This window comes from Sideroxyarcus emersonii (assembly GCF_021654335.1).
Taxonomy (GTDB): domain Bacteria; phylum Pseudomonadota; class Gammaproteobacteria; order Burkholderiales; family Gallionellaceae; genus Sideroxyarcus; species Sideroxyarcus emersonii.
This window is the reverse complement of sequence record NZ_AP023423.1, coordinates 1,983,990-1,996,906: the sequence shown is the minus strand read 5'-3', so window position 1 is coordinate 1,996,906 and position 12,917 is coordinate 1,983,990. Positions and strand designations below refer to the sequence as shown.

The window sequence follows — 12,917 nt, the reverse complement described above, 5'->3', positions numbered from 1 at the left end:
CAAGTGTATTCCCGGGCAACGGCTGCCCGGAAAGGTTTGCTGCGGTTTGCGATCCCCGGATTCATTGGGCGGGTGCAAGGATCAGCAGCACCCGGTAAGGCCCATGTGCGCCCAGCGTCACGGTCTGCTCGATATCGGCAGTGCGCGAAGGCCCCGACACGAAGTTGACCGCGCGCGGCGGTTGCTTGCATTCCCGGCGCAACAGGTCCCATGCGTCTTCCATGGTCGCCACGATGCGGCGCGGGTCGATGACGGCCACATGGGTCTCCGGCAACAGGCTGGTGGTGGCCGGGGTCTCCGCGCCCGACAGCAGCATCAGCGTGCCGGTCTCCGCGATGGCGCAGAACGCGCCGGTCACGCCGACCAGGTCGCTGTCCCTGGCCGGGCGCGACTGCATGTCGAGTCCGGCGCCGCTCCAGGGCAGGCCGATCAGCGACGGCCAGCATACGCCGCCGGGGGGCAGCTTCCTTTCGTTCAGGTAGCGCGCCAGCAATGCAGGCACCTCCTTGCGGTCGGCGGTTTCCAGCACGTCGCTGGACAGCTTGAGCGCGCGCTCCCTGAAACGTGCGGGCAGGTCGTCGGGCATCGCGGGCGCAGGGCCGCGCGGGTGTCGGGCGAGGTGGCTGGCTATTGCATCTGCAGGGGCCGCGGCTTGCAAGCTCTGGCCCTTGTCGCTGCGGGCATTTCGTATCCTGCCGAGGATGGCGTCGCGCGCGTTCATTTGCGGCTCCCGTGTCGATAAAGTTCCCGAAAGGTCCGTCCCGCCGGCGCCGGGAAGTCGCGCCCATCGCTCCAGCCGTGCGCGCCGGGCAGGCGATGCAGCAGCCCTTCCTTGCCGCCCAGCAGCCGCATGCCGCGCACGGCGATCCGGGTTGCCAGCGCATACAGGTTCGGACGGAGTGCCAGCCATGCCCAGGCCTTGAGCATGAACGTCTCCCGGTGCGACTTCATGCCGCGCTCCATCTGCTTCTCGCGCAGTTTGCGCAACAGGTCGGGCAGGGGGATCTTGACCGGGCATACTGCCGCGCAGGCGCCGCAGAAGGTCGAGGCGTTGGGCAGGTCCGGCGATTTTTCCAGGCCGGATAGCAGCGGCGTGAGTATCGAACCCATCGGTCCGGGATACACCCAGCCATAGGCATGGCCGCCGATGTTCTGGTAGACCGGGCAATGGTTCATGCAGGCGCCGCAGCGGATGCAGCGCAGCATTTCCTGCATCTCGCTGCCGAGCAGTTTGCTGCGGCCGTTGTCGAGCAGGACGATGTGGAAATGTTCCGGGCCGTCGTGGTCGTCACGGCCCCTGGTTCCGGTCAGGACGGAAACATAGTTGGTGATGGACTGGCCGGTGGCCGAACGGGGCAGCAGGCGCAGGAGCGTGCTCACGTCTTCCAGCGTCGGCACCACTTTCTCGATGCCGGTGATGGCGACATGCACCCTCGGCAGTGTGGTCACCAGCCGGCCGTTGCCTTCGTTGGTGACGATCAGCGCGGAGCCGGTCTCCGCCACCAGGAAATTGGCGCCGGAGATGCCCATGTCGGCATTCAGGAAAGCGGGGCGCAGGATCTCGCGCGCTTCGCGGCACAGCTCGGCGATCCCGGTCTTGCGCGGCAGCTGATGTTTTTCCGCGAACAGGTCGGCGACCTCTTCCTTGTTCTTGTGCACGACCGGCGCGACGATGTGCGAAGGCGCTTCGTGCGCCAGCTGCAGGATATATTCGCCCAGGTCGGTCTCCATCACCTCGACGCCGGCCTGTTCCAGCGCGTCGTTCAGCCCGCACTCTTCGCTCACCATGGACTTCGATTTCGCCGCCGTGCGCACGCTGTGCTGCCTGGCGATCTCGGCGACGATGCGGTTCACGTCCTCGCCGGTCTCGGCCCAGTGCACGATCGCACCGCGCGCCGTTGCCTGTTGCTCGAATTGCAGCAGCCAGTGTTCCAGGTCGTTCAGCACGCGGTCGCGGATCGCCGCTGCGGCGTTGCGCGTCTCCGGCAGGTCGGCGATTTCGCTGATGACTGCGGAGCGTCCTTCGACGAAACGGGACTGCAGCCGCGACAGCGCGCCCTGCAGCTTGATGTCGGCCAGCTTGACGGTGACCTGGCGCTTGAAATCGATGGCGTTGTTCTGCATCACTTCTCCTCGCCGGACAGCACTTCCGCAACGTGCAGCACGCGGGTGGCATGGTCGCCGGTGCGGCGCAGGCGGCCTTCGATGTTCAGCAGGCAGCCGAGGTCGCCGCCGACGATCGCGTCCGCGCCGGCGGCGGTGATGTGCTGGCATTTGTTGTCGGCCATGCGCGTCGACAGCTCGCCGTACTTGAGCGAGAACGTCCCGCCGAAACCGCAGCAGGTGGTCGATTCCACCATCTCCTGCAGCTTGACGTCCGGCATGGTGGCCAGCAGCGCCCGCGGCTGCTTGTAGACATCGAGCTCGCGCAGGCCGGAGCAGGAGTCGTGATAGGTCACCGTGCCCCGGAAGGTGCCGGGCGCCTTTTCCAGTCTGGCGACCCGGTGCAGGAAATCGGTCAGCTCGTAGGTGCGCTGCGCCAGGGCGGCGAATCTTGCCGACAGGTCGGGATCGTTCTTGAACAGGTCGGGGTAGTGCACGCGGACCATGCCGGCGCAGGAGCCGGAAGGCAGCACCACATAGTCGAACGCTTCGAACTCGGCGAGGAATTTCAGCGCCATGGCCCGGGCGGACTCGTGGTCGCCCGAATTGTATCCGGGCTGTCCGCAGCAGGTCTGGTGCTCGGGAACGATCACTTCGCAACCGGCTGCTTCCAGCAGTTTCAGGGAAGCGAAGCCTATGCTGGGGCGCATGGTGTCAACCAGGCAGGTGACGAAAAATCCTACTCGCATCGTTGTGTTCTCCGGATGGTCTGGTTCGGCAGGCTGCAACTATACGCCTAAGCCGACGTGAGTTCAGTGTTGCAGGCTGGCAAGCAGGGCGCCGATGCCGGCACGTGCGACTTGCGCATCCTCGGCGGATTTGACGCCGGAGACGCCTACTGCCCCCACCACTTCGCCGGCGACCACGACAGGTTCCCCGCCTTCCAGGAAGGTGAGGTCGCCGGGCATGGACATGACGGCCACGCGACCGTTGCTCACCATGTCTTCGTAGGCCTTGGAGGTGCGGCGCCCCAGCGCCGAGGTACGCGCCTTGCCGATGGCGATATCCGTGCTGGTCAGCGGTGCGTCATCCAGCCGTTGCAGCCACATCGGATGCCCGCCGTCGTCGACGACGGCGATGGCCACGGCCCAGCCTTGTTCGAGTGCAGCGCTTTCACAACCCGATGCGATGATTTTTGCATCCGCAAGCGTCAGGCAATTTTTCTGTTTCATGCGATCGTTCCTTGGTTGTTGTGGGGAAGGGGATGGTGCAATGTCCTCAGGCGGGCCGGTAGCCGAGCTGGGCCGACAGCTGCTCGCCGGTTTCCATGACCTGGGCGATCCATTCGCGTTTGCGGCGCTCGATGGGGGCGGAAACGGACAGCCCGGCGACGACGTGGCCGCTGGCATCGCGTACCAGGGTCCCGATGCATCCCACGCCCAACTCGGCCTCTTCGTTGTCGAGCGCGTACCCCCGCTTTGCCGAGGCGATGCAGTCCTGTGCGAGCGACGTGACCTTGGTCAGGGTGTTGGGGGTGTACGCGGCCAGCTTGTTGCGTTTGGCATAGCTGCGGCAGGCCGCTTCACCCTGTTCGCCCAGCATCATCTTGCCCACCGCCGTCACATGCAGGGGGGCGCGGCTGCCGATCACCTGTTCCACGCGGATCATGCGTTTGGCCAGCGCGCGTTCGATGTACACCACCTCGTCGCCTTCGCGCACGGTCAGGTTGACCGTTTCGCCCAGCTGGTTGCGCAGCCCTTCCATCAGGGGCAGCGCGATCTTCCTGATGTCGACCCCGGTGCTGACGCGGCTGCCCAGCTGCATCAGCCTGATGCCCAGCTGATAGTTGCCGCGCGTGGTGCGTTCCACGAAGCCGTGCTCGGCCAGCGAAGACAGGATGCGGAAGGCGGTGGACGGGTGCAGCCCCGTCTCGGCCGAGAGGATCTTCAGGCTCACCGGCTCTTCGTGCATCGCGATCGCATCGAACAATTGCGACATGCGGTCGATCACCTGGATGGAATTCGATTCTTTTTTCATTTTTCGCATTATGAAATCGATTGTGTATTGTGAAATTATATAGCAGCCAGTATTCTGCCATCAAATAAATCTGACGACGTTTTTCAGCCGCCCGATGTCGGGGTGGTGTTCATTTTCCGGAACCATTTTTTGGAGCAATCGTAATGACCATGACAGCCGCTGCACCCAAGTTTTGTGAAGGTATTCAATATTTCGGCCCGGCCTGGGAGGGGTTCTCCCAGCATGCCAAGGCGGCGGTGATCAAGGAGGGCCAGTCGGCGATCGGCGATGCCGGCGCGGCCGATGCTGCGTATCAGACGCTGTTGATGGCGGACGCCTTGCGCTACCTGACGCTGCAGACCTGCGGCTCGAAAGGTTCGGGGCATCCCGGCGGTTTCGCCAGCAGCGCCGAGGCCTACGCTTCGCTGGTGATGCTGGGGCACACCAACATCGTGACCGAGGTCGGACACCATGCGCCCGGATTCTACAGCGCGATGTTCCTCGACACCTCGCTCGAGTCGATGGGCATCACGAACGTCACCGAACTGATGGCGCGCTTCCGCGAAAAGCACGGCCTGCTTGGCCACCTGTCGGGTGCGATTCCGGGGCTGCTGGCACCCGCCGGCCCGCTGGGGCAGGGCCAGCATTTTGCGATGGCCGGCGCCCTGCTGCACCCGGGCAAGCTGTTCCCGGTCACCATCGGCGACGGCGGCATGGGTGAGCCCTACGTGCTCAATTCGATGATGCACTTCAACACTGCATACCCCAAGGTGACCAACTTCCTGCCGACGCTGATCTGGAACGGTTACAGCCAGGAGCACCATTCCATGGTGTCGCGCTTTACCAACGAAGAGATGATCGCTTACTGGAAGGGGCACGGTTTCAAGGAGGTGGTGCTGGTCGATGCCAAGGAATTCGACGACACCAACCAGCCGAGCGCCTATGCGGACAGCTCGTACTTCTCGCACAAGCAGCGCCTGGCGTTCGCCGCCGCCGTGCTGAAAGGCGTGGACAAGGCCGCGAAGTCGGCGCTGGGCGGCACCCTGACGGCCTTCATCATCAAGCAGATGAAAGGCACCGGCGTGCATACGGTGGGCGCCAAGTCGCACAACCTGTACCCGGCCGACAGCCTGGACAAGCCGCACATGATCGAAGGCCTGAAGCGCCGCGCGCTGCCGCCGGAGGCATGGACCATCGTGCGCGAGAACTTTGTGCGCGCCGGCGGCGGTCCCGCGGTCAGGACCGCGGTCACCGAGCATGTGCTGGACATGGCCCCGCTCGGCAAGATGCCGATCCATGAATACGCCAAGGGCGAGAAGGCGGTGCCGGCCACCGCGATGGGCGCGCTGGTAGCCTACGTGGGCACCCAGGACAGGCGTTTCGTGGTGACCAATGCCGACGGCAACGAAGCGTCGGCGATGAAGAACATCAACGACGCGCTGAAGATTCGCCATCCGACCGTCGATCCGCTCTACAACCAGATGCCGGACGGCCAGGTTTACGAGCCGCTGAACGAGGATGCCTGCGCCGGCTTGGCGTCTGCATTGGCCCTGTTCGGTTCGCGCGCCCTGTGGCTGTCGTACGAGAGCTTCGCGATCAACGGCTGGCCCATCGTGCAGACGGTGACCCAGGCGATGGCCGAACTGCGCCGCAAGACGCCTTCCATCGTGACCATGTTCACCGCGGGCGCACTGGAGCAGGGGCGCAACGGCTGGACGCACCAGCGTCCCGAGATCGAGAACTATTTCGCCGCGCAGATGCGCAACGGCAACACCTATCCGTTGTTCCCGTGCGATGCGAACGCGATCCAGGCTGCCTACGATTACGCCACCAACAGCTTCAACAAGTGCATGGTGATCATCGCTTCCAAGAGCCCGTTGCCGGTCTACATGAGCGTGGAAGAGGCCCGCAATGCGGTGGAAACGGGCGCGGCGGTGATCTATGAAAGCAAGAGCGGCAGCAAGGGCACGGTGGTATTCGCAGTCACCGGCGACATGGTGTTCCTGCCGGTGTTCGAGGCCAGGGACAAGCTGGAGGCCGATGGCTACAAGGTGCGCATCGTCGCGGTGGTGAACCCGCGCTGCCTGTACCGTCCCACCGACATCGCGTGGGACACCGTGGCGGAGCCGGACAACAAGTTCATGGATGACGCGCATTTCAACGCGCTGTTCGACGGCGATGCGTTGCTGGCGGTGAGCGGCGGACCGAGTGCCGTGCTGGAGCCGGTGCTGTTGCGCACCCGTGCGGCCAAGCGGGACACCTTCGCGTGGAAGCGCGGCGAGACGACGGCCAGCCCGGCCGAGATCATGGAATTCAACGGCCTGACCGGCGAAGCGATGGCCAAGCGCGTGAAGGCGATGGCGGGATGATCCGATCGACAGCCGGATCCGCGTATCCGGATATTTGGGGAACTATCCATGGCTGAAACCAAGATCATCGTACTGGATGACGATCCCACGGGATCGCAGACGGTGCATAGCTGCCTGCTGCTGACGCGCTGGGATGCGGCGACCCTGCGCGAGGCGGTGCTGGACGATTCGCCGCTGTTCTTCGTGCTGACCAACACCCGCGGCATGGCGGCAAGGCCGGCGGCGGACATCACGCGCGAGGTATGCCGCAACCTGAAGCAGGTGCTGGCCGAGCTGAAGCAGGACGGGCGCGACATCAATCCCATCCTGGTCAGCCGTTCGGATTCGACGCTGCGCGGCCACTACCCGGTGGAGACGGATGTGATCGCGGAAGAGCTGGGTCCGTTCGATGCGCACTTCCTGGTGCCCGCGTTCTTCGAAGGCGGGCGCGTCACGCGCGACAGCGTGCATTACCTGATGGTGCAGGGCCAGCCGGTGCCGGTGCACGAGACCGAGTTCGCGCGCGACTCGGTGTTCGGCTACCGCCACAGCTATCTGCCCGCCTACGTCGAGGAGAAGACCGGCGGGCGCATCCGGGCCGCGCAGGTCGAACGCTTCCTGCTGGCGGACGTGCGCGGCGACAGCCTGCCGCGCCTGATGCAATTGCACGGCAATGCGTGCTGCGTCGTTGATGCCGAAACGCAGGGCGACCTGAACCATTTTGCCGGGCAGTTGCGCCTGGCGGCCGGCCAGGGCAAGCGTTTCCTGTTCCGCAGTGCGGCCAGCCTGCTGACCGCGCTGGCGGGCCTGCCGACGCAGCCGGTGGCGGCCCAGGACATGGCGCGCTATGTGCGCGGCGGCAAGCCGGGCGCGGTCATCGTCGGCTCGCACGTCAAAAAGACCACCCTGCAGCTCGAGCAGTTGCTGAAGATGCCGGGCATCACCCCCATCGAGGTCAACGTCGAGTTGTTGCCTGCAAGACGCGATATGCTATTGGCGGAGATCGTGCGGCTGTGCGAGCAGAATCATGCGGCGGGATTCACCCCGGTGGTGTTTACCAGCCGCCTGGAAAAAGTGTTCCCCGACCAGGCGGCGCGGCTGGCATTCGGCGAAATGGTGTCCGCGTTCCTGATGGACGTGGTGCGCAACCTGCCGCGGACGCTGGGTTTCCTGATCAGCAAGGGCGGCATCACATCCAACGATGTGCTGAGCTCGGGGCTGGCCTTGCGAACCTCGCGCGTGGTCGGGCAGATACTGCCCGGGTGTTCGGTAGTATGCTGTCCGTCCGATCATCCGCGTTACCCTGACCTGCCTGTGGTCATTTTTCCGGGCAACGTCGGGGACGATCATGCGGTAGCAACGGCATATGGCAGGCTGACTGGCCATCAACGTTGAGCAGTGTCAGTAATTTTGCAGTAAGGATAGTATGTTTTCATGAGTCTGCTTTTGTTGTGAGTAGGTGTTTTCGAGCCTGAGCTGTTTTGATCAACCTTATCCAGGGAGAGATATATGAACATTAGAACAATGCCTGTCGTTGCCGTATTGGCGTTTGCAGCATCCTGCAGCGCGTTCGCTGCCGATTCGATCAAGATCGGCGTCTCCGGTCCTTACACCGGCGGTTCCAGCCCGATGGGCGCTTCCATGCGCGACGGCGTCAGGCTGGCTGCCGCCGAGATCAACGCCAAGGGCGGTATCCTCGGACGCAAGATCGAGCTGGTCGAGCGCGATGACCAGGCGCAGAACGACCGCGGCGTGCAGGTGGCGCAGGAGCTGATCAACAAGGAGCACGTCGTCGCCACGGTGGGCTACATCAATACCGGCGTTTCGCTGGCCTCGCAGCGCTTCTACGAGGAAGCCAGGATCCCGGTGATCAACAACGTTTCCACCGGTTCGCTGGTGACCAAGCAGTTCCTGCCGCCGGAGTTTCCCGATAACTACATCTTCCGCAATGCCGCCAACGACACCATCCAGTCGGCAATGATTGTGCGGGAGGCCATCGACGTCAACAAATACACCAAGGTCGCAATCCTGGCCGACTCCACCAACTATGGACAGCTGGGCCGCGAAGACCTGGAAAAGGCGCTGGCAGCCAAGAACATCAAGCCGGTCGCAGTGGAGAAGTTCAACGTCAAGGACGTGGACATGACCGCGCAGCTGCTCAAGGCCAAGGAAGCCGGCGCACAGGCGATCCTGACCTATGCCATCGGACCCGAGCTGGCGCAGATCGCCAACGGCATGGAGAAGCTGGGCTGGAAGGTGCCGATGATCGGCAGCTGGACCTTGTCCATGGCCAACTTCATCGACAACGCCGGCAAGAATGGCGAAGGCGCACGCATGCCGCAGACCTTCATCCAGGAGCCGAACACGCCCAAGCGCAAGGCTTTCATCGCAGCGTACCAGCAGGCCTACAATCCGCCCAATGGCCGCATTCCTTCGCCGGTGTCGGCAGCCCAGGGCTACGACTCGATGTACATCCTGGCAGCAGCCATCAAGCAGGCGGGAGATACCGATGGCGTGAAGATCCGTCAGGCACTGGAGAACCTGCAGGAGAAAGTCGACGGCGTCGTCACCACATACGACCATCCCTATACGCATGACGACCACGAGGCCATCACCATGAACATGGTGGTGATGGGGCAGGTCAAGGACGGCCATGTGGTATACGCCAACGCGGCCGACAAGGCCAACGCGGTGCGCGAAAAAGCATCGGGCAAGGCCAAGAAGTAATTGGTGCCGGTGCAATGACTTGGTAATTCGCATTTGGGCCGGGTTTCCCCCGGCCCAAATTGCAAACGGATGGAGCACTACATATGGAAATCCTCGCACAACTCATCGTCAGCGGTATCGCCCTCGGGATGATCTACGCGCTGATCGCATTCGGCTATCAGCTGACTTTCGCCACCTCGGGAACGCTGAACTTCGGCCAGGGCGAGGCATTGATGCTGGGCGCGCTGGTCGGCCTCACGCTGGTCGGGCACATGAGCTACTGGCTGATGATCCCGCTGGTGCTGGTGTTCGGCGCCTTGCAGGGCATCTTTGTGGAACGCGTCGGCGTGCAGCCCGCGATCAAGACAAAATCGGAATTCGGCTGGATCATGACCACGATCTCGCTGGCCATCATTTTCAAGAACGTCGCCGAGAACATCTGGGGACATGACGACATCACCTTCCCGTCGCCGTTGCCGACGGAGCCGTTGCAGTTCATGGGCATCCGCGTGCTGCCGATGGAGATACTGGTGGTGGTGGGCGCGCTGGCGATCATGCTCGCCGTCGAGCTGTTCAACCGCAAATCCATCTACGGCAAGGCCGTGGTGGCCACTTCCAACGACCGCGATGCAGCCGGGCTGATGGGGATCAACACCGGCATGGTGATCACGTTCTCCTACGCGCTGAGCTCGATGACTGCGGCCTTCGCCGGCGTGCTGGTGGCGCCGCTGACGCTGACCGGCGCCACCATGGGCGTGGTACTCGGCCTGAAGGCCTTTGCGGTCGCCATCATCGGCGGATTGAACAGCGGCATGGGCGTGATCGTGGGCGGCCTGATCCTGGGCATCGCCGAGACCACCACCGGATACTACGTCTCGACCGGCTACAAGGATGTGCCGGGATTGTTGTTGCTGTTGCTGGTACTGGCGATCAAGCCGGCCGGCATGTTCGGCAAGTCTGTCATCAAAAAGGTATAGCATGAGCGCGGTCAAAAATATTTCCATCGTTCTTGCCATTGCGGCCGCAGCAGTGCTGCCGACAGTATGGCCGAATCCTTACTACATCCATCTGATGGTGGTGATAGGCATCTACGCGATCCTGCTGCTGGGCCTGGACATCGTGGTGGGCTATGTGGGCGAAGTGTCGCTGGGCCATGCCGCCCTGTTCGGCATCGGCTCCTATACCGCCGGGGTGCTGCATTTCCAGCTGGCGGTGCCGTTCCTGCTGGCGGTGCCGGCGAGTATCGCCGTCACCGGCCTGTTCGGTGCCATCCTCGCCTTGCCGGCCTTGCGCGTGAACGGCCCCTATCTGGCGATGGTGACCCTGGCGTTCGGCACCATCATCCAGATATTGATCAACGAGATGACCTTCCTCACCAACGGTCCGCTCGGCCTGTCGGTGCGCAAGCCGATCTGGTTCGGTCACCAGATCACCGGTACCGACTATTACTACATCGTGCTGGTCGCGCTGGTGCTGGCCCTGTTCGTCGTGCAACGCATACTCAAGTCGCACCTGGGGCGCGCCTTCGAAGCCCTGCACGACAGCCCGATCGCGTCGGACTGCATGGGTGTCAGCGTGTATGCCTACAAGGTCTACGCCTTCGTGCTGAGCGCCGGGATGGCGGGCCTGGCAGGCAGCCTGTTCACCTATTCCGAAGAATACATCTCGCCCAACACCTACAACTTCGAACTGACGATCCTGTTCCTGCTGGCCGTGATCATGGGCGGGCGCAAGACGCGGACCGGGCCGATCCTGGGGGCCATCATCGTGGTGATGCTGCCGAACGTGCTGTCGGATATCGACCTGTTCCGCAAGATCTCGATCGGCATCGCCGTCATCACGGTGATGTATGCCGCTTATGCGATAACGGCGCGCATACGCAGCGTCAGGCAGCTCACGCTGCCGCTGATCGTCACCATCTCGCTGGCCGTGTCGGGATTCTTCATCAGCGACATTTCCGAGCACCGCCTGACGATCTTCGGCGTGATGATCCTGTTCGTGGTGTATTACCTGCCGAACGGCATCATGGGCTTCGTGCGTAGCATCGTGGTGCGATTCAGGCCGCAGTGGATACATCGCCATGTGCAGATACTGGAGCACGGCGACAAGCAGCATATCTGGGCCGTGCCTGACCACCCGGTCACCTCCAACGGCTTCCTGCTCGAGGCGCGCAACATCGTGATGCAGTTCGGCGGCCTGAAAGCGCTGAACGACGTCAACCTGCAGATCAAGAAGGGTTCCGTGCACGGCCTGATCGGACCCAACGGTTCGGGCAAGAGCACCACCATGAACGTGCTGACCGGCATCTACAGCCCGACCGCGGGCGAGATCGAGTTCAACGGCAAGATCATCACCGGCACCACGCCTTCTTCGATCGCCGGGGAGGGCATCGCGCGCACCTTCCAGAACGTGCAGCTGTTCGGCGAGATGACCGCCATCGAGAACGTGCTGGTCGGCCTGCACCACACCTTTCGCCACAGCCTGATCGACGTGGTGTTCCAGACACCGCGCTGCCGCAAGGAAAAGAATTCGGCGGAAGTGCGTGCCGCCAGCCTGCTGCAGTTCGTCGGCCTGGCCGACCTCGCCAACGAGGAGGCGCGCAACCTGCCGTACGGCAAGCAGCGCCTGCTCGAGATCGCCCGTGCGCTGGCGCTGAATCCGAGCCTGCTGCTGCTGGACGAACCGGCTGCCGGCCTGACCGCGCCCGACATCAAGGAACTGATCTCGATGATCGAGAAGATCCGCAGCCATGGCATCACCGTGATCCTGATCGAGCACCACATGGATGTGGTGATGAGCATCTGCGATACCGTGACGGTGCTCGACTTCGGCCAGAAGATCGCGGAAGGCACACCGGCGGCAGTCCAGTCCGACGAGAAAGTCATCGAAGCCTATCTTGGCGGCAGCGCCAAGACAGCGTGAGGAGTTAACGATGTTACAGATCCAGAATTTACATGCGGCCTACGGCAAAGTGGAAGTGTTGCACGACATCTCGCTCGAGGTGCCGAAAGGCAAAGTCGTGACCCTCATCGGTTCCAACGGTGCGGGCAAGACCACGACCATGCGCGCGATCTCCGGCATGATCAAGCCCTCGGGCGGCAGCATCATGCTGAACGGCAAAGCCATCACCGGCCTTTCCTCCAACAAGATCGCCCGCGCCGGGCTGGCCCATTCGCCCGAGGGGCGGCGCGTGTTCGCCACCCTGTCGGTGACCGACAACCTGTTGCTGGGCGCCTTCCCGCGCCTGACCTTCGGCCGCGAGCGCGGCGATGTGCAGGGCGACCTGGCACGCGTGTTCGAGCTGTTCCCGCGCCTGAAGGAACGCGCCAGCCAGCAGGCCGGCACGCTCTCCGGCGGCGAACAGCAGATGCTCGCCATGGGGCGCGCGCTGATGCTCAATCCGGAAGTGCTGCTGCTGGACGAGCCGTCCATGGGCCTGGCCCCGCTGCTGGTGAACGAGGTGTTCCGCATCATCGCCGAGCTGAAAGGGCGCGGCATCACCATGCTGCTGGTCGAGCAATTCGCCGCCGCTGCGCTGGAAGTGGCCGACTACGGCTATGTGCTGGAGAACGGCCGCATCGCCTGCCACGGGCCGGCGCAACAGCTGAAGGACGATCCGGCGGTGAAGGCCGCGTACCTGGGGGCGTCGCACTAACCACCGGGCAGCGTCCGTCGCAGTTGCATGAGCCGCGGGCGGCCGGTTTCGGCCGCCCCATCCCTGAACTGGATAGCACCACCCATCGC

The 12,917-nt window shown here is 63.5% G+C and carries 11 protein-coding genes; 6 read left to right on the top strand and 5 right to left on the bottom strand.

Going from position 1 to position 12,917, the window contains the following annotated elements; genetic code table 11:
* Positions 1-61 precede the first annotated feature (61 nt).
* The 5 genes from L6418_RS09605 to L6418_RS09585 all read right to left on the bottom strand — a co-directional run bounded on the left by L6418_RS09605 (position 62) and on the right by L6418_RS09585 (position 4,140).
* Complete coding sequence (locus tag L6418_RS09605; protein WP_237246702.1) at positions 62-721, bottom strand: lactate utilization protein C; 660 nt, start codon at positions 719-721, stop codon at positions 62-64.
* Positions 718-2,124 (bottom strand): LutB/LldF family L-lactate oxidation iron-sulfur protein, encoded by a 1,407-nt coding sequence (locus L6418_RS09600; RefSeq protein WP_237246701.1) that lies wholly within the window; start codon positions 2,122-2,124, stop codon positions 718-720. Before L6418_RS09600 ends, L6418_RS09605 begins: the two co-directional genes overlap by 4 nt.
* Positions 2,124-2,852 carry a (Fe-S)-binding protein gene (locus tag L6418_RS09595; RefSeq protein WP_237246700.1) on the bottom strand — a complete coding sequence of 243 codons (729 nt, stop codon included), beginning with the start codon at positions 2,850-2,852 and terminating at the stop codon, positions 2,124-2,126. The genes L6418_RS09600 and L6418_RS09595 overlap by 1 nt, the downstream gene beginning before the upstream one ends.
* A 63-nt stretch (positions 2,853-2,915) precedes the next feature.
* Complete coding sequence (locus L6418_RS09590; RefSeq protein WP_237246699.1) at positions 2,916-3,335, bottom strand: heme-binding protein; 420 nt, start codon at positions 3,333-3,335, stop codon at positions 2,916-2,918.
* A gap of 46 nt (positions 3,336-3,381) precedes the next feature.
* Positions 3,382-4,140, bottom strand: coding sequence for an IclR family transcriptional regulator (locus tag L6418_RS09585; RefSeq protein WP_237246698.1), 759 nt, complete (start codon positions 4,138-4,140; stop codon positions 3,382-3,384).
* A gap of 143 nt (positions 4,141-4,283) precedes the next feature.
* Between L6418_RS09585 and L6418_RS09580 the strand changes: the two genes are divergently transcribed.
* From L6418_RS09580 to L6418_RS09555, 6 genes are all read left to right on the top strand, one after another.
* Complete coding sequence (locus tag L6418_RS09580; RefSeq protein ID WP_237246697.1) at positions 4,284-6,488, top strand: phosphoketolase; 2,205 nt, start codon at positions 4,284-4,286, stop codon at positions 6,486-6,488.
* A 48-nt stretch (positions 6,489-6,536) separates the two neighbouring features.
* Entirely contained in the window at positions 6,537-7,862 is a 1,326-nt protein-coding gene (locus tag L6418_RS09575) for a four-carbon acid sugar kinase family protein (RefSeq protein ID WP_237246696.1), read from the top strand.
* 114 nt (positions 7,863-7,976) lie between these two features.
* A complete protein-coding gene (locus L6418_RS09570; RefSeq protein WP_237246695.1) occupies positions 7,977-9,194 on the top strand; it encodes an ABC transporter substrate-binding protein in 1,218 nt (405 codons plus the stop codon).
* Positions 9,195-9,277: 83 nt separating this feature from the next.
* Positions 9,278-10,150, top strand: coding sequence for a branched-chain amino acid ABC transporter permease (locus L6418_RS09565; RefSeq protein WP_237246694.1), 873 nt, complete (start codon positions 9,278-9,280; stop codon positions 10,148-10,150).
* A 1-nt stretch (position 10,151) separates the two neighbouring features.
* The gene (locus L6418_RS09560; RefSeq protein ID WP_237246693.1) at positions 10,152-12,095 is read left to right on the top strand and encodes an ABC transporter permease subunit; all 1,944 of its coding nucleotides are present in this window, start codon (positions 10,152-10,154) and stop codon (positions 12,093-12,095) included.
* A 10-nt stretch (positions 12,096-12,105) separates the two neighbouring features.
* Positions 12,106-12,828, top strand: a complete 723-nt coding sequence (locus L6418_RS09555; RefSeq protein WP_237246692.1) for an ABC transporter ATP-binding protein — start codon at positions 12,106-12,108, stop codon at positions 12,826-12,828.
* Positions 12,829-12,917 lie beyond the last annotated feature (89 nt).

Bases quoted from the DNA above. Each gene is read 5' to 3' on its own strand.
- L6418_RS09570 (WP_237246695.1), top strand. From the start codon at position 7,977: ATGAACATTAGAACAATGCCTGTCGTTGCCGTATTGGCGTTTGCAGCA.
- L6418_RS09560 (WP_237246693.1), top strand. From the start codon at position 10,152: ATGAGCGCGGTCAAAAATATTTCCATCGTTCTTGCCATTGCGGCCGCA.
- L6418_RS09595 (WP_237246700.1), bottom strand. From the start codon at position 2,852: ATGCGAGTAGGATTTTTCGTCACCTGCCTGGTTGACACCATGCGCCCC.
- L6418_RS09590 (WP_237246699.1), bottom strand. From the start codon at position 3,335: ATGAAACAGAAAAATTGCCTGACGCTTGCGGATGCAAAAATCATCGCA.
- L6418_RS09555 (WP_237246692.1), top strand. From the start codon at position 12,106: ATGTTACAGATCCAGAATTTACATGCGGCCTACGGCAAAGTGGAAGTG.
- L6418_RS09585 (WP_237246698.1), bottom strand. From the start codon at position 4,140: ATGAAAAAAGAATCGAATTCCATCCAGGTGATCGACCGCATGTCGCAA.
- L6418_RS09580 (WP_237246697.1), top strand. From the start codon at position 4,284: ATGACCATGACAGCCGCTGCACCCAAGTTTTGTGAAGGTATTCAATAT.
- L6418_RS09605 (WP_237246702.1), bottom strand. From the start codon at position 721: ATGAACGCGCGCGACGCCATCCTCGGCAGGATACGAAATGCCCGCAGC.
- L6418_RS09575 (WP_237246696.1), top strand. From the start codon at position 6,537: ATGGCTGAAACCAAGATCATCGTACTGGATGACGATCCCACGGGATCG.
- L6418_RS09565 (WP_237246694.1), top strand. From the start codon at position 9,278: ATGGAAATCCTCGCACAACTCATCGTCAGCGGTATCGCCCTCGGGATG.
- L6418_RS09600 (WP_237246701.1), bottom strand. From the start codon at position 2,124: ATGCAGAACAACGCCATCGATTTCAAGCGCCAGGTCACCGTCAAGCTG.